Origin of the sequence: Bradyrhizobium sp. SRL28 (assembly GCF_018596315.1) — a bacterium.
GTDB lineage: Bacteria > Pseudomonadota > Alphaproteobacteria > Rhizobiales > Xanthobacteraceae > Bradyrhizobium.
Genome location: NZ_JAHEAG010000012.1, coordinates 1 through 20956, shown reverse-complemented (window position 1 = coordinate 20956; position 20956 = coordinate 1). Strand labels below are relative to the sequence as shown.

23 protein-coding genes and 1 pseudogene are annotated in these 20956 nt (G+C 62.5%); 17 read left to right on the top strand and 7 right to left on the bottom strand.

What is annotated here, in order from left to right; genetic code table 11:
- The first annotated feature begins 168 nt into the window (after positions 1–168).
- The 8 genes from KIP88_RS22925 (at position 169) to phoB (ending at position 8015) form a co-directional block, all read left to right on the top strand.
- Complete coding sequence (locus tag KIP88_RS22925) at positions 169–1230, top strand: lysylphosphatidylglycerol synthase domain-containing protein (RefSeq protein ID WP_214490259.1); 1062 nt, start codon at positions 169–171, stop codon at positions 1228–1230.
- A 43-nt stretch (positions 1231–1273) separates the two neighbouring features.
- Entirely contained in the window at positions 1274–2575 is a 1302-nt protein-coding gene (locus KIP88_RS22920) for a cell wall metabolism sensor histidine kinase WalK (protein WP_214490258.1), read from the top strand.
- Positions 2576–2714: 139 nt separating this feature from the next.
- Positions 2715–3725 (top strand): phosphate ABC transporter substrate-binding protein PstS, encoded by a 1011-nt coding sequence (gene pstS / locus KIP88_RS22915; RefSeq protein WP_214490257.1) that lies wholly within the window; start codon positions 2715–2717, stop codon positions 3723–3725.
- A gap of 185 nt (positions 3726–3910) precedes the next feature.
- Complete coding sequence (gene pstC / locus KIP88_RS22910; protein WP_214490256.1) at positions 3911–4900, top strand: phosphate ABC transporter permease subunit PstC; 990 nt, start codon at positions 3911–3913, stop codon at positions 4898–4900.
- Between the two features lie 4 nt (positions 4901–4904).
- Positions 4905–5750, top strand: a complete 846-nt coding sequence (pstA, locus tag KIP88_RS22905; RefSeq protein ID WP_214490255.1) for a phosphate ABC transporter permease PstA — start codon at positions 4905–4907, stop codon at positions 5748–5750.
- A complete protein-coding gene (gene pstB, locus KIP88_RS22900) occupies positions 5747–6568 on the top strand; it encodes a phosphate ABC transporter ATP-binding protein PstB (protein ID WP_214490254.1) in 822 nt (273 codons plus the stop codon). Before pstA ends, pstB begins: the two co-directional genes overlap by 4 nt.
- Before the next feature lie 11 nt (positions 6569–6579).
- Positions 6580–7296: a phosphate signaling complex protein PhoU gene (phoU, locus tag KIP88_RS22895; RefSeq protein WP_214490253.1), complete on the top strand. Its 717-nt coding sequence runs from the start codon at positions 6580–6582 to the stop codon at positions 7294–7296.
- Positions 7297–7307: 11 nt separating this feature from the next.
- Positions 7308–8015, top strand: coding sequence for a phosphate regulon transcriptional regulator PhoB (phoB, locus tag KIP88_RS22890; RefSeq protein ID WP_214490252.1), 708 nt, complete (start codon positions 7308–7310; stop codon positions 8013–8015).
- A 283-nt stretch (positions 8016–8298) separates the two neighbouring features.
- Here the strand turns inward: phoB and KIP88_RS22885 are convergent, their stop codons facing one another.
- Positions 8299–8808, bottom strand: coding sequence for a GcrA family cell cycle regulator (locus KIP88_RS22885; protein WP_214490251.1), 510 nt, complete (start codon positions 8806–8808; stop codon positions 8299–8301).
- Between the two features lie 517 nt (positions 8809–9325).
- Between KIP88_RS22885 and KIP88_RS22880 the strand changes: the two genes are divergently transcribed.
- The 3 genes from KIP88_RS22880 to KIP88_RS22870 all read left to right on the top strand — a co-directional run bounded on the left by KIP88_RS22880 (position 9326) and on the right by KIP88_RS22870 (position 12654).
- Positions 9326–10534 carry an aspartate aminotransferase family protein gene (locus KIP88_RS22880; RefSeq protein WP_214490250.1) on the top strand — a complete coding sequence of 403 codons (1209 nt, stop codon included), beginning with the start codon at positions 9326–9328 and terminating at the stop codon, positions 10532–10534.
- Entirely contained in the window at positions 10534–11460 is a 927-nt protein-coding gene (argF, locus tag KIP88_RS22875) for an ornithine carbamoyltransferase (protein ID WP_214490249.1), read from the top strand. Before KIP88_RS22880 ends, argF begins: the two co-directional genes overlap by 1 nt.
- A 192-nt stretch (positions 11461–11652) precedes the next feature.
- Positions 11653–12654 (top strand): Hsp33 family molecular chaperone, encoded by a 1002-nt coding sequence (locus tag KIP88_RS22870; protein WP_214490248.1) that lies wholly within the window; start codon positions 11653–11655, stop codon positions 12652–12654.
- Positions 12655–12757: 103 nt separating this feature from the next.
- On the opposite strand, the gene KIP88_RS22865 is transcribed toward KIP88_RS22870, so the two are convergent.
- The 4 genes from KIP88_RS22865 to KIP88_RS22850 all read right to left on the bottom strand — a co-directional run bounded on the left by KIP88_RS22865 (position 12758) and on the right by KIP88_RS22850 (position 14816).
- On the bottom strand, positions 12758–13009 hold the full coding sequence (locus KIP88_RS22865) for a hypothetical protein (protein WP_308163628.1): 252 nt from the start codon (positions 13007–13009) through the stop codon (positions 12758–12760).
- A 101-nt stretch (positions 13010–13110) separates the two neighbouring features.
- A complete protein-coding gene (locus tag KIP88_RS22860; protein ID WP_214490247.1) occupies positions 13111–13890 on the bottom strand; it encodes a sensor histidine kinase in 780 nt (259 codons plus the stop codon).
- 109 nt (positions 13891–13999) lie between these two features.
- A complete protein-coding gene (locus tag KIP88_RS22855; protein ID WP_214490246.1) occupies positions 14000–14383 on the bottom strand; it encodes a response regulator in 384 nt (127 codons plus the stop codon).
- A 133-nt stretch (positions 14384–14516) separates the two neighbouring features.
- Positions 14517–14816 carry a hypothetical protein gene (locus tag KIP88_RS22850; protein ID WP_308163627.1) on the bottom strand — a complete coding sequence of 100 codons (300 nt, stop codon included), beginning with the start codon at positions 14814–14816 and terminating at the stop codon, positions 14517–14519.
- A 412-nt stretch (positions 14817–15228) separates the two neighbouring features.
- On the opposite strand from KIP88_RS22850, the gene KIP88_RS22845 reads away from it, so the two are divergent.
- Both KIP88_RS22845 and KIP88_RS47895 read left to right on the top strand, forming a co-directional pair.
- Complete coding sequence (locus KIP88_RS22845; RefSeq protein WP_214490245.1) at positions 15229–15489, top strand: DUF1488 domain-containing protein; 261 nt, start codon at positions 15229–15231, stop codon at positions 15487–15489.
- Positions 15490–15592: 103 nt separating this feature from the next.
- Positions 15593–15715, top strand: coding sequence for a hypothetical protein (locus KIP88_RS47895; RefSeq protein WP_283848525.1), 123 nt, complete (start codon positions 15593–15595; stop codon positions 15713–15715).
- A gap of 142 nt (positions 15716–15857) precedes the next feature.
- Here the strand turns inward: KIP88_RS47895 and KIP88_RS22840 are convergent, their stop codons facing one another.
- A complete protein-coding gene (locus tag KIP88_RS22840) occupies positions 15858–16175 on the bottom strand; it encodes a hypothetical protein (protein WP_214490383.1) in 318 nt (105 codons plus the stop codon).
- A gap of 101 nt (positions 16176–16276) precedes the next feature.
- Between KIP88_RS22840 and KIP88_RS46630 the strand changes: the two are divergent.
- Positions 16277–16407, top strand: a pseudogene (locus KIP88_RS46630) (Hsp33 family molecular chaperone); the annotation flags it as partial.
- Positions 16408–17249: 842 nt separating this feature from the next.
- Here the strand turns inward: KIP88_RS46630 and apaG are convergent.
- Positions 17250–17642, bottom strand: a complete 393-nt coding sequence (apaG, locus tag KIP88_RS22835) for a Co2+/Mg2+ efflux protein ApaG (protein WP_214490382.1) — start codon at positions 17640–17642, stop codon at positions 17250–17252.
- 234 nt (positions 17643–17876) lie between these two features.
- Here apaG and KIP88_RS22830 point away from each other — a divergent pair, with 234 nt between their 5' ends.
- Genes KIP88_RS22830 through KIP88_RS22820 form a run of 3 tightly spaced genes read left to right on the top strand, consistent with a single transcriptional unit; the run spans position 17877 to position 20927 of the window.
- Positions 17877–19118 (top strand): OpgC domain-containing protein, encoded by a 1242-nt coding sequence (locus KIP88_RS22830; protein ID WP_214490244.1) that lies wholly within the window; start codon positions 17877–17879, stop codon positions 19116–19118.
- A complete protein-coding gene (locus tag KIP88_RS22825; protein WP_249790956.1) occupies positions 19115–19885 on the top strand; it encodes an SGNH/GDSL hydrolase family protein in 771 nt (256 codons plus the stop codon). Before KIP88_RS22830 ends, KIP88_RS22825 begins: the two co-directional genes overlap by 4 nt.
- Before the next feature lie 13 nt (positions 19886–19898).
- A complete protein-coding gene (locus KIP88_RS22820; protein WP_374226499.1) occupies positions 19899–20927 on the top strand; it encodes an SGNH/GDSL hydrolase family protein in 1029 nt (342 codons plus the stop codon).
- Positions 20928–20956: the final 29 nt, after the last annotated feature.

Sequence of the window (20956 nt, the reverse complement as noted above, 5' to 3'; positions counted from 1 at the left end):
CTTCTAACGTCATCAACTGGCCTAATATGTTGAAGGAGCGCGTTTTATTGTCGTCAGGCGAATTCCACTCCGGCTCAAAACGCGCTACCAGAGGGGCAGGGGAGCAGCGTAGCGCCGGCGGGGGTTCACCCCATTGTCGTCGTCGGAGAAGCGCAATTCGAGGTGTAGATGCTTGAAGCAATACGCAGGGCGATCTCGTTTCTGCGCCAGAAGCAGGTCCTGCATAAGCTCGGGGTCTTGATCAGCATCACGGTCATCGCCGTTGCGTGCTACGTCCTCTATCACATGCTCCGCGGCATCGACACCAATGAGGTGATCGACGCCATCAAGAGCACCGACCCGCGCCAGATCGCGCTGGCGGCGTTGTTCGTGGCGGCGGGCTATTTCACGCTGACCTTCTACGACTGGTTCGCGGTCCGCGCGATCGGTCACCGCCACATTCCCTACCGCGTCACCGCGCTGGCCTCCTTCACCTCCTATTCGATCGGCCACAATGTCGGCGCCAGCGTCTTCACCGGCGGCGCGGTGCGCTACCGGATCTATTCGGCCTGGGGGCTGAACGCGATCGATGTCGCCAAGATCTGTTTCCTCGCCGGGCTCACCTTCTGGCTCGGCAATGCCGCCGTGCTGGGGCTGGGCATCGCCTATCACCCGGAAGCCGCTGCCTCGATCGATCAGCTCCCGGTCTGGCTTAACCGCGTCGCGGCGTTCGGCATCATCTTTGCGCTGATCGGATATGTGGCCTGGGTCTGGGTTGCGCCGCGCGGCGTCGGCCGCGGGCCGTGGACGGTCACGCTGCCGGGCGGGCCGCTGACGCTGCTGCAAATCGCCATCGGCATCGTCGATCTCGGTTTCTGCGCGCTGGCGATGTACATGCTGGTTCCGGACGAGCCCCAGATCGGCTTTGTCGTCGTCGCGGTCATCTTCGTCTCGGCGACGCTGTTGGGTTTCGCCAGCCATTCGCCCGGCGGGCTCGGCGTGTTCGATGCCGCCATGCTGGTCGGCCTCTGGCAGATGGACCGGGAGGAACTGCTGGCCGGCATGCTGCTGTTCCGTGTCCTCTATTATATCGGTCCCTTTGTCATATCTGTAATCTTGCTGACGCTTCGGGAGATTATCATCGGCGCGCGATCGAAGCGCCTGCGCCAATTGGCGGCCGGCGCCGACGCCGAACCGACGAGGCATAAGGCCGCCGTCTATGTCCGCGAACGTGGAGACACGGGCACCTGATGACGCGGCGGGGGCTTCGCGAATAGAGGAAAAAGCCTGCGCCATGGCGATCGACGATTCCAGCTCTTCCTCCTTCTTTGCACCGTGGCCGGACCGGTTGCGGCATTCGGCCATTATTCTGCTCGCCGCTGGGCTCGCGCTTTGCGCGCTCGTGGTGCTGGCCGATCTGTCGCTGGCGCGCGCCGTGGCGGTTTTCATCTGTATCGGCGCCGCAGCGCTGGTGCCGTGGCGGCTGCATCATGTGGCGGCCTCCCGTGACGATGTCCGCGCCGTCACTCCGGTCGAGTCTGCAGCCGTCAGCGCCGTCGTCGCCGGTATGCCGGATCCGGCCGTGCTGCTCGACCGCGCCGGCCGCGTCCTGCATCTCAACGCGGCAGCCGCCCAGCTCGCGCCCGCTTTGCGCAAGAACGAGCTCGCGCAGTTTGCGCTGCGCTCGCCCGAGATCATCACCGCGTTGCGCGAGGCGATCGCAACCACCGAACCGCGCCGGGCGAGCTATCACGACCAGGTTCCGGTCGATCGCTGGATGGAACTGATCATCACGCCGGTGCCGGTGCCGACGCTGTTCGGCGGCACCGAGAAATGCATGCTGATGACGTTCCACGACCAGACGCCGCTGCGGCGGGTCGAGGAAATGCGCGCAGATTTCGTCGCCAATGCCAGCCACGAGCTGCGGACGCCGCTCGCGGCGTTGTCCGGGTTCATCGATACGCTGCAGGGGCCGGCCAAGGAGGATGCCAAGGCGCGCGAGCGCTTCCTCGGCATCATGCATACGCAGGCGACGCGGATGGCGCGGCTGATCGATGATCTGTTGTCGCTGTCGCGGGTCGAATTGTCGGCCCATGTCCGGCCCGACGCCTCCGTCGATATCGTGCCGATCATTCGCCAGGTCGCCGACGGGCTGGAGCCGCTGGCCCGGGAACGCCAGGTCGCGATCGAGATCGATCTGCCCGCGGCGCCGGTGACGATTGCGGGCGATCGCGAGGAACTGCTGCGGCTGTTCGAGAACCTGATCGAGAACGCGCTCAAATACGGCGCGTCCGGCGAACGAGTGATCGTCACCCTGAGCCAGGCCACATCCAGCGAGGGCGCGCCGGAAGTCCGCATCATGGTCCGGGATTTCGGCCCCGGCATCGCGCCGGAACATCTGCCGCGGCTGACCGAGCGCTTCTACCGGGTCGATGTCGGCGACAGCCGTGCGCAGGGCGGAACCGGGCTCGGTTTATCCTTGGTGAAACATATTCTTAACCGTCATCGCGGCCGGCTTTTGATCGAAAGCGTGCCCAAAAACGGCGCTGTCTTTACCGCCTGTTTTCCCCAGGCAAAAGCCCCGTCAGTGCACTAAACTCAAGCGATTTCAATCGCTTGGTTGTGTCATCCAACTGTCATCGAACCTTCGTAAAAGCTCTATCGACCGCTCTTACCACGAGCGGCATGAGCGCGATCGGGCGCAACGGCGCTTCGCTCAGCAATGGAGACCAGCCATGAATTTCATCAAGACAATCGTCGCTGCCGGCATGGTCGCCGCGTCGACGTCGGCCTTTGCCGCCGATATCACCGGCGCAGGCGCCACCTTCCCCTTCCCGATCTATTCGAAGTGGGCTGACGCCTACAAGAAGGAGACCGGCAACGGTCTGAACTACCAGTCGATCGGCTCCGGCGCCGGCATCAAGCAGATCCAGGCCAAGACCGTCACGTTCGGCGCCACCGACGCGCCGCTGAAGGCCGAGCAGCTCGAGAAGGACGGTTTGGTGCAGTGGCCGATGGTAATGGGCGCGATCGTGCCGGTCGTGAACCTCGAAGGCATCAAGCCGGGCGAACTGGTGCTGTCGGGCGAAGTGATCGGCGACATCTATCTCGGCAAGATCAAGAAGTGGGACGACGCCGCGATCGCCAAGCTCAATCCGAAGGTGAAGCTGCCGGCGGACGCGATCACTGTGGTTCGCCGCTCCGACGGTTCGGGCACCACCTTCAACTTCACCGACTATCTGTCGAAGTCGAACGCCGAATGGAAGACCAAGGTCGGTACCGGCACTGCCGTCGAATGGCCGGTTGGCGTCGGCGCCAAGGGCAATGAAGGCGTCGCCGGCAATATCGGCCAGACCAAGAACGCGATCGGTTACGTCGAATATGCCTATGCCAAGCAGAACAAGCTGACCCATACGGCGATGATCAACAAGGCCGGCAAGACCGTGCAGCCGACCATTGAAGCCTTCCAGGCGGCCGCCTCCAACGCCGACTGGGCCAAGGCGCCCGGCTACTACGTGATCCTCACCGACCAGCCCGGCGAAGCCTCCTGGCCGATCACGGCGGCGACCTTCATCCTGATGCACAAGGCTGCGACCGACAAGGCCGCCGCCCAGGAAGCCATCAAGTTCTTCAAATGGTCGTTCGAGAAGGGCGGCAAGATGGCCGAAGAGCTCGACTACATCCCGATGCCGGAATCGGTGGTCAAGCTGATCGAAAAGACCTGGTCGGCTGAAATCAAGAGCTGAGGTCCCTTGTCCCGGACGCGGTGCAGCGCTTCTTCAGCGGTGCACCGCAGAGCCGGGACCCAAGCGTCGCCAAGCAAGAATGGACCCCGGAACAGCAGCGCACCGCAAGCGCGCTGCGCCGCATCCGGGGCACGAGACGGATCGAACCGGATCAAGTAGAAGTACAGGGGATTGGCGTGGCAGAAATGGCGGTTGAAAGCGACGTAATGGATGCTGCCGGACCTTATGATCGCGCGAAGGCTCTCAGCGCGTTCAAGCTCGGCGACGTCACCTTCTACTGGATCACGCGCGCCTGCGCGATCTCGGTTCTCCTCATCCTCGGCGGCATCATCCTTTCGCTGATCGTCGGCGCCTGGCCCGCCATCCGTGAGTATGGCGCAGCCTTCCTGTGGACGCAGCGCTGGGCGCCGTCGGCCGATCCGCCGGTGCTAGGGGCGCTCGGCCCGATCTACGGCACGCTGATCACCTCCGTGATCGCGATGATGATTGCGATTCCCGTCGGCCTCGGCATCGCGATTTTCCTCACCGAGATCTGCCCGATCTGGCTGCGCCGTCCGATCGGACTTGCGGTCGAGTTGCTCGCTGGCATTCCCTCCATCATCTACGGCATGTGGGGCTTCTTCGTGCTGGGCCCGTTCCTGGCCAACACCTTCCAGCCCTTCATGATCAGCGTGTTCGACGGCGTCCCCGTGCTGGGCACGATCTTCGCAGGTCCCCCGTCCTATCTCAGCCTGTTCAACGCCGCGCTGATTCTCGCAATCATGGTGCTGCCCTTCATCACCGCGATCTCGGTCGATGTCTTCAAAACGGTGCCGCCGGTCCTGAAGGAAGCGGCCTATGGCGTCGGCTGCACCACCTGGGAAGTCGTCCGCAACGTCGTCATCCCCTACACCCGGGTCGGCGTGATCGGCGGCATCATGCTGGCGCTCGGCCGCGCGCTCGGCGAGACCATGGCGGTGACCTTCATCATCGGCAATTCGTTCAAGATCCAGTCCTCGATCTTCGCGCCGGGCACCACGATCTCGGCGGCGATTGCGTCCGAGTTCGCCGAGAGCGATGGCCTGCATCAATCCGGCCTGATCCTGCTTGGCCTCTTGCTGTTCGTGCTGACGTTCTTCGTTCTTGCTGCCGCGCGGCTGATGCTGATGCGCCTGGAAAAGAAGGCGGGGAACTAGGACCATGAACCCGATTTACGCATCCCGCCGCCGCAACAACATCATCGTCAAGTTCCTGTGCCTGGGCGCCGCGCTGTTCGGTGTGACCTGGCTGGCGCTGATCCTGTTCACGCTGTTTTACAACGGCATTTCCGGCTTGAATCTTGCCGTCTTCACCCAGGATACGCCGCCACCGGGTTCGACCGATGGCGGCCTGCGCAACGCCATCATCGGCTCGATCATGATGACCGTGATCGGGGTCGGCATCGGCGCGCCGCTCGGCCTGTTCGCCGGAACGTACCTCGCCGAGTACGGCAAGCACGACAAGCTCACCTCGGTGATCCGCTTCATCAACGACATTCTGCTGAGCGCGCCGTCGATCATCATCGGCCTGTTCATCTACGGCGCCATCGTGGTGCCGATGGGCGGCTTCTCGGCCTTCGCCGGCTGTCTGGCGCTCGCCGTGATCGTGATCCCGGTGGTGGTCCGCACTACCGAGGACATGCTGGGGCTGGTGCCAAATCCCCTGCGCGAGGCGGCATCCGCGCTCGGCCTGCCGCGCTCGCTTGTCATCAAGCGGATTGCCTATCGCGCCGCGCGCGCCGGCCTCATCACCGGTGTGCTGCTGGCGACCGCCCGCGTCGCCGGTGAAACCGCGCCGCTATTGTTCACCGCGCTGTCGAACCAGTTCTTCAGCCTCGACATGACCAAGACGATGGCGAACCTGCCGGTCACCATCAACAACTTCGTCCAGAGCCCCTATGCCTACTGGAAGCAGCTCGCCTGGAGCGGGGCGCTCTTGATCACGCTCACCGTACTTGCCCTGAATATTGGCGCGCGCATTCTCGGCGCCGAGAGGACATCCAAATGACCGATCTCTCCGTATCCGTGAGTTCCGCGAGCGGACCCGTTCCGCAGGTGGCGCTGCCCGAAGCTGCGCCCAAGGTGACCGCGCGCGGCCTGAACTTTTACTATGGCGAGCATCACGCGCTGAAGAACATCAACCTGACGCTCGGCACCCACCGCGTCACGGCTTTCATCGGGCCGTCCGGCTGTGGCAAGTCCACACTGCTGCGGATCTTCAACCGGATGTACGATCTCTATCCTGGCCAGAAGGCGACCGGGCAATTGATGCTCGACCAGACCAATGTCCTCGACCCCAAGCTCGACCTCAATCTGCTGCGGGCCCGCGTCGGCATGGTGTTCCAGAAGCCGACGCCGTTCCCGATGACGATCTACGAAAACATCGCCTTCGGCATCCGCCTCTATGAGAAGATCTCCAAGTCGGAGATGGACGGCCGGGTCGAGAAGGCGCTGCGTGGCGGCGCGCTGTGGAACGAGGTCAAGGACAAGCTGAATGCAAGCGGCCTGTCGCTGTCCGGCGGCCAGCAGCAGCGGCTCTGCATCGCCCGCACGGTGGCGGTGCGGCCCGAGGTGATCCTGTTCGACGAACCCTGTTCGGCGCTGGATCCGATCTCGACGGCCAAGATCGAGGAACTGATCCAGGAACTCGCGGAGGATTACACCATCGCCATCGTCACCCATAACATGCAGCAGGCGGCGCGCGTCTCCGACAAGACCGCCTTCATGTATCTCGGCGAGCTGATCGAGTTCGACGATACCAACAAGATTTTCACCTCGCCCAGTGATCGACGCACCCAGGACTACATCACCGGCCGGTTCGGTTGAGGAGATAACACATGGCTTCTGAACACACCGCCAAGGCTTTCGACAGCGACCTTCAGGAATTGACCCGTCTCGTCGCCGAGATGGGCGGCATGGTCGAGCGCATGATCACCGAATCCGTCGACGCACTGGTCCGCCGCGACGTCCCGCTCGGCAAGCGTGTCGTCGCGACCGATGTCGAGATCGACCGCCTGCAGCATCTGATCGAGGAGCGCGCGGTGCTGACGATCGCGCGCCGCCAGCCGATGGCGATCGATCTGCGCGAGATCGTCGGCGCCATGCGCGTCGCCACCGATCTGGAGCGGATCGGCGACCTCGCCAAGAACATGGGCAAGCGCGTCGCGGCGCTGGAGAACGATTTCCAGCCGCTGAAATTGATGCGCGGCCTCGAACACATGACCGACCTGGTGCAGTCGCAGGTCAAGTCGGTGCTGGACGCCTATGCGGCGCACGATCTGCCGGCGGCGATGGCGGTCTGGAAGGGCGACGAGGAAGTCGACGCCATCTGCACTTCGCTGTTCCGCGAACTCCTGACCTATATGATGGAAGATCCGCGCAACATCTCGTTCTGTATCCATTTGATGTTCTGCGCCAAGAACATCGAGCGGATCGGCGACCACGCCACCAATATCGCCGAGACCGTGTTCTACATGATCGAGGGACAGCAGATGCTCGACAAGCGCCCGAAGGGCGACATGACGACGTTTGCGACCACGGTTCCTAATAGCTGAGGGATAAAGGAATGAGCGCGCGCATTATGGTGGTCGAGGACGAGGAAGCGCTGACCACGCTGTTGCGCTACAACCTCGACGCCGAAGGCTATGAGGTCGAAACCGTCGGCCGCGGCGACGATGCGGATACGCGGCTGAAGGAGCGCGTGCCCGATCTCGTCGTGCTCGACTGGATGCTGCCGGGGCTGTCAGGCATCGAGCTCTGCCGCCGCCTGCGGGCGCGGCCGGAGACCAAGCAGTTACCGATCATCATGCTGACCGCGCGTGGCGAGGAGAGCGAGCGGGTGCGGGGTCTTGCGACCGGCGCCGATGATTACATCGTAAAACCGTTCTCGGTGCCGGAGCTGCTGGCGCGGGTGAAGGGCCTGTTGCGACGGGCGAGCCCCGAACGGCTCGCCACCGTGCTCACCTATGGCGACATCGAACTCGATCGCGAGAAACGCCGCGTCGCCCGTTCGGGCCGCCAGATCGATCTCGGCCCGACCGAGTATCGCTTGCTGGAATTCTTCCTGGAGCATCCCGGCCGCGTCTTCAGCCGCGAGCAATTGCTCGACAGCGTCTGGGGCCGCGACATCTATATCGACGAGCGCACCGTCGACGTCCATATCGGCCGCCTGCGCAAACTGCTCAATCCCGGCCGCGAGCAGGATCCCATCCGCACCGTGCGCGGCGCGGGCTATGCGCTGGATGACCGGTTTGCGAAGGTGGAGCAGCAATAGCTCCATCGTCGTCGCGCACTCTGCATCGTCGTCCCCGCCTAGTGCGCAATTGCGCGCGGGGCGCGGGGACCCATAACCACCGATGCTGATTGTTGAAGTGCGCTGGAGCTCCAGCGAAGCATAACCACGGACACCTGTGGTTATGGGTCTCTGCGTTCGCAGGGACGACAAACGATTTAGTTCGTAGCCCGGGTGGAGCGAAGCGCAACCCGGGGAATGTCAGCCAATCGCGGGTCTGTCCCGGATTTCGCTTCGCTCCATCCGGGCTACGACAAACCGCCCCTTACCGCGTCGGCTTCGGCTGCTGCCTCCGGCGATCGGCGGCCGGTTGATACGCCACGCGCGAGTGATGCGCGCAATAGGGCAGGCCAGAGAGCGCCTTGCCGCCGCAGAAGAAGAATTCCGGGCTTGAGGGATCGCCGACCGGCCAGTGGCAGGTCGCCTCGTTCAGTTCAAGCAGCGACAGCCGCTGGCTCATCGGCACCACGTTGTCGAAGGCGATCGGATCCGGCTCCATCTCGACCTCGAAGGCGTGCGCAAGCGCGGTGTTGCCGCGCGAGACCGGGCGCGACACCCGCATCATCTGCTGGGCCGGGCGTGCCTTGCGCTGCCGCGGGGCGGCCGAGGAGGGGCTCTTGGCGCGGCCGGACAGGCCCAGCCGGTGCACTTTGCCGATCACAGCGTTTCGCGTCACATTTCCGAGTTCCGCGGCGATCTGGCTGGCCGATAATCCGGCTTCCCAGAGCTTCTTCAGCTGCTCGACGCGATCGTCTGACCAGGTCAATACCGTCATCGTAGTCTTCCCTTCGCTTCGCGCCGGCCAATCAGGGGCAGCGCAGGCGACGTCATTCGTCTCAAAAATCGCAGCGGGCAGAATCCCTTAGCCCTCGCCGGGCGCGAAAACCGCGCCCGAACGTGTACGCCTTACAAAATGGACTTTAGGGATCAGAACCGCCGCACGAGATGTCGTACCCGACAGCCCAAACGCTACAATATGGCGTGACTCGGGCGCAAGAGTCCGGGGCCGCGCGTCCACATGTTCCGAACATCTATGCATTGCAGTGCGTGTTTTCCACCACACCGCAATCCTACGGATTTAGCCCATCTTGCAGTGCAGAAGGCCGCTTCGTGGCGTGTTGACAGCGCCCCCCGCCCACATAGAATACCTCTCACGTGCCGCCCTTAAGAGGCGGCACGTTTCGTTTTCGCAAGACCGGCCGTTGCCGCGTTCGCGCCAATTCACGCGTGTGCTCCGCGGCAGGTCTTGAGAGCAGGTCTCAAACCTTCAGTGCAAACCATTAGTGATCGCCATGACCAATAGCGCCACGTCGCATCTGCTCCCCGTCTTTGCCAGGGTCGATCTCGGCTTCGAGCGCGGCGAGGGCTGTTGGCTGACCGCCACCAATGGCGATCGTTATCTCGACTTCACCTCGGGGGTCGCGGTGAATGCGCTGGGCCACTGCCATCCGCATCTGATTGCGGCGCTGCAGGAACAGTCGACCAGGCTCTGGCACATGTCGAACCTGTTCAAGAGCCCGGATGGCGAGAAGCTTGCCGCGCGGTTGTGCGAGCAGAGCTTCGCCGACCTCGTGTTCTTCTGCAATTCGGGCGCCGAGGCGATGGAAGGCGTGATCAAGGTCGTGCGCCGCTATCAATTCTCCAAGGGTCATCCCGAGCGCTATCGGCTCGTCACCTTCGAGGGCGCCTTCCACGGCCGCACCCTCGGCACGCTGGCCGCGACCGGCTCCGCCAAATATCTCGAAGGTTTTGGGCCGCCAATGGACGGCTTCGACCAGGTGCCGCATGGCGATCTCGAAGCGGTGAAAAAGGCGATCGGCCCGCACACCGCGGGCATCCTGATCGAGCCGGTGCAGGGCGAGGGCGGTGTGCGCTCCGCGCCGCAGTCTTTCTTCAAGGCGCTGCGCCAGCTCTGCGATGAGAAGGGCCTGCTGCTGGCGTTCGACGAGGTGCAGACCGGCATGGGCCGCACCGGCGATCTCTTTGCCTACAAGCGCGTCGGCGTGACGCCCGATGTGATGTCGCTGGCGAAAGCGCTCGGCGGCGGTTTTCCAATCGGCGCGGTGCTGGCCACCGCCGAAGCCGCAAGCGGCATGACGCCCGGTTCGCACGGCTCGACCTTCGGCGGCAATCCGCTGGCGATCGCGGCCGCCAATGCCGTGCTCGACGTGATGCTGAAGCCCGGCTTCTTCGACCACGTGCAGAAGATGTCGCTGCTCCTGAAACAGAAGCTGGCCTCCGTGGTCGATCGTTATCCCGCCGTGCTCTCGGAAGTGCGCGGCGAGGGGCTCTTGGTCGGCGTCAAGGCCGTGGTGCCGTCGGGCGATCTCGTCAACGCGCTGCGCGACCAGAAACTTCTCACCGTCGGCGCCGGCGACAATGTGGTGCGGTTCCTGGCGCCGTTGATCGTGACCGAGACCGAGATCGATGAATCCGTTCAGATGCTCGAGCGCGCCTGCGTCGCGCTGTCGGGTAATCAGTTGAAGAAGGCGGCAGGGTGATGAGCAAGTCCGTCCGCCACTTCCTCGACATCAGCGAACTGCCGCCGAGCGAGTTGCGCAACATGCTGGCCTTGAGCGCCGACATGAAGGCGAAGCTGAAGGCGCACGAGAAAGCCAAGAAGCCGCTCGAAGGCAAGACGCTGGCGATGATCTTCGAGCGTCCCTCGACCCGCACGCGGGTGTCGTTCGATGTCGGCATGCGCCAGCTCGGCGGCGAGGCCATCATGCTCACGGGTGCGGAGATGCAGCTCGGCCGCGGCGAGACCATCGCCGACACAGCGCGCGTGCTGTCGCGCTATGTCGATGCGATCATGATCCGCATCCTCAACCACGATGCGCTGCTGGAATTGGCCGCGCACGCCACCGTGCCCGTGATCAACGGGCTGACGCGCCGCTCGCATCCCTGCCAGGTGATGGCCGACCTGATGACCTTCGAGGAGCATCGCGGGCCGATCGAAGGCCGCACCGTGGCCTGGACTGGCGACGACAACAACGTGCTGGCGTCCTGGGCGCATGCGGCGGAGCGTTTCAAGTTCAAGCTCAATGTCGCGACCCCGCCGCAGCTCGCGCCGAACAAGGCGATGAAGGACTGGATCAAGGCAACGCAAGCCCCGATCGTGCTCGGCAACGATCCCGAGGCCGCCGTTCGCGGCGCCGATTGCGTCGTCACGGACACGTGGGTGTCGATGGGCGACAAGGACGGCGAACACCGCCACAACGTGCTCAAGCCCTATCAGGTCAATGCCAAGCTGATGTCGCTGGCGAGCAAGGATGCGATCTTCATGCACTGCCTGCCCGCGCATCGCGGCGAGGAGGTCACCGACGAGGTGATCGACGGTCCGCAATCGGTCGTGTTCGACGAAGCGGAGAACCGCCTGCACGCGCAGAAAGGCATTCTGGCCTGGTGTTTTAACGAAGTGGCGTAGGTCTCTCGTCGTCCCTGCGAACGCAGGGACCCATACGCCGCGGCCCCAATGATGAAGGCAGTGGCTGATGCCTTGCCTAACTCGGAACGCCGGTGGCTATGGGTCCCTGCGTTCGCAGGGACGACGAGTGGAGATAGTTCGCCGCTCTTCAACCCCTTTCGTTTTGCATGTTCCGACCCCAGATAAGGCGCCATGGATTCACAATCAGACATCAAAATCACGACCGAGGCGCCCATTCGTGCGCCGTCGTCCGTCCCCGTCGATGACGCGGTGCTGCCGTTCGAGGTCGCAGAACTCGACCTGCGCGGACGGCTGACCCGGCTCGGCCCCGCGCTCGACGAAATCCTGACCAAGCACGATTACCCGACGCCGGTCGGCAAGCTGCTCGGCGAAGCGATCGTGCTGGCGACGCTGCTCGGCACGGCGCTGAAATTCGACGGCCGCTTCATCCTGCAGACGCAGACCGATGGCCCGGTTTCGTTCCTGATCGTGGATTTCCAGTCGCCCGATCGCTTGCGCGCCTATGCGCGCTATGACGCGAAGCGGCTGAAAGACGGCCAGGATTCAGGCACTCTGCTCGGCAAGGGCCATCTCGCCATGACCATCGATCAGGGGCAGGACATGAGCCGCTACCAGGGGCTGGTGGCGCTCGACGGCGGCAGCCTCGAAGACGCCGCGCATGAATATTTCCTGCGCTCCGAGCAGATCCCGACCCGTGTGCGGCTCGCGGTCGGCGAGGAATGGCGCGGCGGCGACGGCGGAAAACACCGTTGGCGTGCCGGCGGCATGCTGCTGCAGTTCTTGCCGAAGGCGCCGGAGCGGGCGCGGCAGGCCGACCTGCATCCCGGCGATGCGCCCGATGGCGCGGTGACGCATTCCGTTGCCGAAGATGACGCCTGGGTCGAGGGCCAGTCGCTGATCGGCACCGTCGAGGATGTCGAGCTGATCGATCCCGATCTGTCGGGCGAGCGCCTGCTGTATCGATTATTTCACGAGCGCGGCGTGCGCGTGTTCACGCCGCTGCCCCTGCGCGCGCAATGCTCGTGCTCGCGCGATGCGGTCTCTGCGATGCTGAAAAGCTTCGCGCCAAAAGACCGCGCCGAGATGGTCAAGGACGACAAGGTCGTGGTGACCTGCGAGTTCTGCTCCTCGGTCTACCAGTTCACGCCGCAGGAAGCCGGCGTGGAGGAGTAGGCGATAGTTTCGTAGGGTGGGCAAAGCGCAGCGTGCCCACCACCTATCCGAGAGACCATCCTTGAATGGTGGGCACGCTTCGCTTTGCCCACCCTACGGACTGCTATTTCGCCGGGATGACGGTCTCGCTCACCAATGTGCGGACCATTTTGGCAGCATCATAGATTTCGATCTGGAGCATCGGGTAAGCCGACTTCAATTTCCGCGCCGCCGTTTCGGCTGCCTCGGCGGTGTCAAACTCCGATTTGAAATGGCCGTCGACAACCGTCACGAAGCCATCGGTGGGAGGCCGGTCGGCTCGTATCGCTTTTTTCGGCTGGGGTTCGTCAATTGTGAGGACGGGTTTTTTCATCATGGGTTCTTTCGGGTTCGTTACGTTGTTTTGATCTGGAGCGCGTAGGGCGGGCCAGCCCGGACGGATGGGACGATTGGCTTTCGCAATTCCTGAAGAAGGGCCTATGACGCCGCCGAAGTCAGGGAAGCCATCGGCACGTCGAATGTGTAGACGAACCCGGTCGGCTCATAGGTTAGCCGCACGTCGCCCCGGAGTTGCCTGCCGAGCGTCTCGATCAGCCGCGTGCCGAAGCTGCGCTGTTTGGGCGGGCGGACTGCCGCACCGTTCGTCTCGGTCCATACGAAGTGCAGGCGCTGCGCCTGTTGATCCAGTGTCCATTTGATGTCGACGCGTCCTTGAGGGACCGACAGGGCGCCAAACTTCGTGGTGTTGGTGCAGAGTTCGTTGAGCGTCATCGCGATGGCAATGACGGCACCAGATGTCATCCGGATATCGGGCCCCGAAATCGAGAATTTCGGCTGATCGGGATTATCGAAGGCTTCGGTGGCGCTGCGGACGATCGTGCCAAGATTCGCGCTGCTCCATCTTGCCTGCAAAAGCAGATCGTGCGCTCGCCCGAGCGCAAGCAGCCGGCCTTCGATGGCGTGCTGCGCGTGCCTGGCTTCGGGCAGGTCGCGCAGACTCTGCGAGACGATGGCGCCGACGGTTGCGAGTGTATTCTTGATGCGGTGGTGCAGCTCCTCGAGGATCAGCTTCTGCAGCTTGTCGGCCGCCTCGCGCTCCCTGGCGTCGATGCCGGCCGTGGCCAGCAGACTCTGCGCATTGATCTCGGCCTGCGCGAGCAGAAGCCGCAGGCTGACATTTTCTGCCGCCAGTTCGTCCTGGTATGGGGATGTGCTGCTTGCGGGACGCGGTTCCGTCCGGAGATCGGCTTCAGACATCGCTGATCGTATCATCATAGGCTGGATACCGCACTGATCTTCGGGGGGGCGGGGTTTTCGCCGAAATCACGCGCTTTGGGCCGTATTCGGCGTGAAAGGCACTGGCGTCTCAGGCGTAACCGATCATGTCGCGCATTTCGGCGATCACTTCCCCGGCATTGAGTGGCTTGCCGATAAACCTGCTGCGGGGAGGAAGATCGAGGTGCGGCAGGTCCAATTGCCCCGATACCACGATGATGCTGATGGTCGGCCAACGCGCATGCACGGCGTGCGCAAGTCCGACGCCGTCCATTTGGCCGGGCATCTGGATATCGGTGCACATCAGCGCGACGTCGGATCGGGATTCCAGGATGGCGACGGCTTCGGCGGCATCCAGCGCCTCGAGTGGCGTGTATCCGGCGTCTTCCACCATGTCGACCGCGCGCATGCGGAGCACCATCTCGTCCTCGACAATGAGAACGACGGCGGGAATGCATGAATGATCAAGTGCCATCAAAAGGGCGCTCGCGGGGAATGGCGATCGACTTGGATAGGTGTTCATATGGGACAAGTATCTCGCTGCCCATATGATCCCCGCTGGCTCGACAATGACACCAAAAGCTCGGTGCCAACGGACTAAGCCTCCGTCATACGCCCGGTGCGCCACGCTTGCCGTAGAGCAGTTCGTGCATTTCAGCGGCATTTCGAAGGATCATTGCTTTGTGAGTAGCCTCGGTGCGCTCATCTCCCGGCGGCATCTCGCGAGCCTCATCCAGGGCGATCACCGCCCTGGCGTCCAGATCGTGCGCCAGCGAAGATTGAGATTTAATCGGAGATCGACCGTCCAGCGGTGAAACCGCGCTACGCTCGATCACCATTGAATAACCATCGCAGCGGCGACCAGCAGCACAAGAAAGATCGGCATCAATACCCGAGGTACCAGCCACTCACGAAGATTGAATGCGGGGAGTTTTGGCATGTGACCGCCCTTTTGGCTAAGGCGGGAGCGCAACGCTCTCAGTCACCGATAACAGCCCGGGGCGCGCGGTGATATCTTGAACATAGTGACTATCAGGCGAATAGCGAGGAGATTCGCAATTTGTTTTCTGGGAGCTGCCTGGCAGGCATTGTAATGCGGCATTGAGTAGCCATCTCAATCCAAGCGCCATCGTATTGCTTCAGCATCGCCTTTACGGCAGCGCGAAGCTTAGCCACGCCAAATCTTGTCAGCGACATTGACCAACCGCACATCGCTTCGATGTGCGCGTCTCGAGGTCGTTGAACCAGGCCGCGATACCGGTCGTGTGAAGGCCGGTGAGACGCGTGGCTTGACGCCTGTAATCCGATCGGTGGTAAGCCATGATTGAGTTTCCAAATCACAGCCGCTCGTATGACCAGACCCGGCGAGCCGTGCGGTTCTGGGGGCATGACAGCGCGCTGGAAGCGACATTCTTTATAGAAGAGGGCGCATTGAGGCGAATTCAGCCAGATGCCCGCCCCGACGAGTCCGGTTTCCTGAACGCGTTCGATTGCAACCGCGATGTGATATGCGCGGCGGCTGCGAAGGTTTACGTCCGTGGAGGCCGGGGCTCTTACGATCTGGTCGCCGCAGATTTTTGAAACGAGCGCTTTTGATCTGTTAGCCGAGATGACGTGGCAGGCCGGGCGCAGGTGCTCGTTCGTCGCGAACAGAAACTGCAAGCGATCAACCCTGGAGGATGTCATGGATATAAGTTCAGTGCCGACTTTGCTGGCCTGCGGAGCATTTTTCGTTCTGTCGTTCGTTACGATCGGGGCCTTCTGGTTCGTCGAGCGGCTGCGGGGAGCAAGCGCCCCTCACGTGTGAACACCGGCCAAGTTGAGCGCCGCATGTCGGAGCGCCGGCTCGATGCCGGCTGACCATTCGCTCCGAGCTACTCGAGTTTGCATCAAAAAAAGCCGCGGATTTCTCCGCGGCTTCTTTCGTGTTCAGACTGTTGTCGGCTTCCTCAATAGCGATCGGTGCCGATTCCGACGCTGACGCCGGGCGCGCGGATGCCGATGCCGCCACCGTCTCCATAGCCACGGCGCTCGATATAGCGCTCGCGACGGGGAGCATATCCATATGAATCATGGTGCTCACGGACAATGACGCGGCGTTCACCGCGTTGGCGCCAGCACTGGCCTGCCTCATTGCAAACCATGCGAACGTTTTGAATGTTGCTCTCCGGAGCGACTGATACATTCGGGGAAAGCGGTGCAGCGGAAGCGGCCGTCACGAGAAGCGCACTTGCGCCTGCCGCCAGATAGATTGCGAGATTTTTCATAATGTCTCTTTCCAAAAGTGATTGTGTCAGGAAGCCAATAGGCTCGCAGGGCAATGGTTCCCGCAGCCGGCTATTAATTGTCACCAATCGCACGTGATGAGGGCTCGCCGATGCTGAAAAGCCTTGCGCGAAGGACCGGGCTGAGATGGTCAAGGACGACAAGGTAGTGATGACCTACGAGTTCTCCTCGGTCTACCAGTTCACCCCGCATGCAGCGGGCGTGGAGGAGTAACGGCCGTTTTGTAGGGTGGGCAAAGCGAAGCGTGCCCACCACCTATCCACGACATTGCTGCTGAATGGTGGGCACGCTGCGCTTTGCCCACCCTACAATTCGCGGCCATTTCACTTGTCGGGCAAATCACCTGAATCCTGTCCAGTCCCCCTTGCAAAAATATTCCGCTTAACTTGCAGGCCAAATCACCGGCATAACTCCGCCTGTCTCACGGCAGATGAGGGACGCTCGCGATCGTCACGAACGTGCGGTGAGATGCGATGGACGCGAGAGGCGCGCGAGACGTACGCGCCTGAAGCGTACGGCGAAGTCGTGTGGTTCGGACGTCGCGGTGCTGGCGTTAAGTCCTGGAGAAGCGAAGCTTCTTGGGGGCGACGGAGGCAAAAGAGCCGTTCTCCGGGGAGAGCACGAAGTAAGCCGTAAAGCCATTGCGCAGGGAAGGCCGGAATGCTCCCGCTGCCCTGTATGCTCGTGTGCAGTTTTGTTTGCGCAAATCGCACGCGAGACCGCGGGTGCAGCGCGCACCCGGTCTTCCCTGCGCCCTCTATTTCGAGAGGGCGGGAAGTTTCTGGCAACCTCGGACAGTTCATGTCGCGAGATTACGAACGCATATTCAATTGTCGTCACCCGCGAAGGCGGGTGACCCAGTATCCCAGAGACAGAAGTGATTGAACCGAGAGGCCGCGGCGTACTGGATCCCCCGCCTTCGCGGGGGACGACGTTGTGCTGCGTCGCTATCTCCACGTCATTGCGAGCGCAGCGAAGCAATCCATCTATCCCCGCGCCGAGGCGTGGATTGCTTCGCTTCGCTCGCAATGACGTGGAGAGAGCGGTGCCCCTCGTTAGTTCAACACCCGCCTGCTATCGGGGCTATCCAGCGAGAACGTCGGCACGTCGATCTCGAATCGTTCGCCGCTTTCGCTGACCATCTGGTAGCGCCCGGTCATGAAGCCCGACGCGGTCGGCAGCGGCACGCCGCTCGTGTATTCGAAGCGCTCGCCCGGCGCCAGAACAGGCTGCTCGCCAACCACGCCTTCGCCGCGGACTTCCTGCTTGCGGCCGGTGGCGTCGGTGATGATCCAATGCCGGGTACGGAGCTGCACGGTCTCGGCGCCGGTGTTGGTGATCACAATCGTGTAGGACCAGAAATACTGGCCCTTGTCGACCGACGAGCGCCCGGGGAGGAAGTTCGGTTCGACGGTGACTTCGATCTGGCGGGTGACGGCGCGGTACATGCGGGCAAGCTTTCGGAAATCCTGTTCCGCATCATAGCCAAGAATGCCGGGGGAACAATCGCCGGTGCGCCGGGTTTGCCGGTTGTTTGATCGCGGTTTCAACATAGTTCCATTCTAGAGCGCACCCGCGCGCGGTCTGGCCCCGTATCTGTTTGCGTACCTTGTGTGCAAGGTGCGGGCCGATATTATCGTTCCCGGACAGTGCACGCCTAAAAGCTCAACTCACGGTGCCAGATGTCGTCCATTGCCGATCCCGTTGCCGGAACGACCCTCAGCGATAGCAAGGCCGCGGCGACTTCCGCGCCGGCGATTGCGCTGCCGGTGGCCGGCGAGCGCGAATTGCGGCTCGACCTGTTTCGCGGAATGGCGCTGTGGCTGATCTTCGTCGATCATCTGCCGACCAATATCCTGACCTGGTTCACGATCCGCAATTACGGATTTTCCGACGCCACCGAGATCTTCATCTTCATCTCCGGCTACACCGCCGCCTTCGTCTACGGCCGCGCGATGCTGCAGGCCGGCTTCGTAGTGGCGACCGCGCGGATCATGCGCCGGGTCTGGCAGATCTACGTCGCACATGTGTTCCTGTTCACGATCTTCCTCGCCGAGATTTCCTACGTCGCGACCCGTTTCGAGAACCCGCTCTACAGCGAAGAAATGGGCATCCTGGATTTTCTCAAGCAGCCTGACGTCACCATCGTCCAGGCGCTGCTTCTGAGATTCCGGCCCGTCAATATGGACGTGCTGCCGCTCTACATCGTGCTGATGCTGTTTCTGCCGATCATCCTGTGGCTGATGAAGTGGCGGGCCGACATCGCGCTGGGGCTGTCGGTGCTGCTGTACGCACTGACATGGCACTTCGACTGGTACCTGACGGCCTATCCGAGCGGCTTCTGGATCTTCAATCCGTTCTGCTGGCAGTTGCTGTTCGTATTCGGCGCCTGGTGTGCGCTGGGCGGCGCGGCGCGCATGTCCCGCATCCTGTCGTCGCCGGTGACGATGTGGATTTGCATTACCTATCTGCTGTTTGCGTTCTTCGTCACGTTGACCTGGCACATACCGCAGCTCAGCTTTCTGATGCCGAAGCGGCTCGAACAGTGGATGTACCCGATCACCAAGACCGATCTGGACGTGCTGCGGTTTGCCCATTTTCTGGCGCTGGCGGCGCTCACGGTGCGCTTCCTGCCCAAGGATTGGTCGGGCCTGAAATCGCCCTGGCTGCGACCATTGATCCTGTGTGGCCAGCATTCACTTGAGATATTCTGTCTCGGCGTCTTCCTGGCCTTCGCAGGGCACTTCGTGCTGGCCGAAGTTGGCGGGGGTGCTGTCACGCACGCCCTGGTCAGCCTTGCCGGAATCCTCATCATGTGGGGCGTGGCGTGGGTGATTTCGTGGTACAAGCATTCGGCCGACAAAGATGCGTCCAAAAACAAGCGCACGGGCGGCAATGCCGATATGGCTGGAGGGAGCGTATGAGGCCCAATTCTGGAGCCGTACTAGCCCTGTCCCTGTTCGCCGGCCTTGCGGCTACCGGCTTGGCGCGCGCCGAGGAGGCCCCCCAGGCCTCACCCCAGGCCTGCGAGGTGCCGGCCTATCTCCTGAACACCGAAAGCGTGCTGCCGAAGGTCACCGAGGCCGTCAAGAACGGCCGGCCGTTGACCATCCTCGTGGTGGGCAGCCGTTCCTCGACCATCGCCGCTTCGGCTGACAGCGCCTATCCCGCCAAATTGCAAGCCGCGCTGAAGGAGAAGCTGCCTTCGATCCCGATCAATCTATCCGTAGAATTACAGCCCGGAAAAACCGCTGAGGAGACTGACGCCACCCTCGTTAAGCTGGTGGAAGCAAAAAGGCCTACTTTGGTCATCTGGCAGACGGGGACCGTCGATGCTATGCGATCCGTCGATCCCGACGATTTTCGCAGTGCCGTCGACGAGGGAGTTGCTGCGCTGCAAAATGCAGGAGCCGATGTGGTTCTGGTCAATCTGCAATACAGCCCGCGCACGGAAACGATGATTTCTGCGCCGCCATACCTAGATAGTATGCGCGTGGTGGCGCAGCAGCATAGTGTTCCGCTGTTCGACCGGTTTGCCATCATGCGTCACTGGAACGACGCCGGAGATTTCGACCTGTTCAGTACTTTCCATGGCACCGATATGGCCAAACGGGTTCATGGCTGCATTGGCCGCGCGCTGTCGAAATTTGTGCTCGATGCGGCCCGCCTTGACCAGGCGCAGCAGAATTAGGGAACTAGCCTTAATGAGCCGTCACTGCCCTTTTCGCTTATCGACATTGCTGACTGTCTCCGTCGCGGGCTTGGCGCTGCTGATGCCCGCCTCGGTGCTTCCGCTGCATGCCCAGGCGGCCCCGCAACAGACCGCCCAGCAGGCGGCGCTGTCCGATAGCGCCAAATCTGGAAACAAGACCGAACAGAAGCCCTCGGCTGAAAGCATCCCGCCGCAGGCCGCGCCGGTGGCTGCGGCCAATCCTGCCGCGAAGGGCATCACCGGCAAGGCGATCGACAAGGTGAAGGAGGTCGCGAAATCCGCCGGGGACATCTTCAGCCGTGTTCCGTGCCTGCCGACAAAGGGCGGCTCCAAATCGATGGGGTCGCTGCCGCGTGTCGCGAACAAGCTCGTCGCGGGTCAGCCGGTGGTGATCGTTGCGTTCGGATCGTCATCGACCGCCGGCTTCGGCGCGACCTCGCCGGAATTCAACTACCCCAACCGGCTCGCCGCGCAATTGCGCCGGCAATATCCGACGGCCGACATCTCCGTCGTCAATGCCGGCAAGGGCGGCGAGGATGCACCCGAAATGATGAAGCGGCTGCAGACTTCCGTCATCGACATGCATCCGGATCTGGTGATCTGGCAGGTCGGCACCAACGCGGTGCTGCGCAACCTCGATCCGGGCGAGACGGCAAAACTCGTCGAGGAAGGCATCACGCGCATTCAGGCCGTTGGCGCCGACGTCGTGCTGATCGATCCGCAATATTCGCCGCGGGTCAACGAGCACGCCGAAAGCGCCGGCAAGATGATGACGCTGCTGAACAAGACCGCCGAGCTTCGCAAGGTCGGCATTTTCCCGCGCTTCGCGGTCATGAAGGACTGGCACGAGAAGCAGGCGATCCCGATCGAGAATTTCGTGATCGCCGACGGCCTGCACATGAGCGACTGGGGCTATGCCTGCTTCGCGCAACTGCTCGGCGACGACATCATCAGGTCGGTCGGCCAGATCAAGCTCGGCGTCAACGTGCCGTCAGACGTGCGGGCGTATCGGCCGATGTGATCGCCACCCTCCCCTGGAGGGGGAGGGTC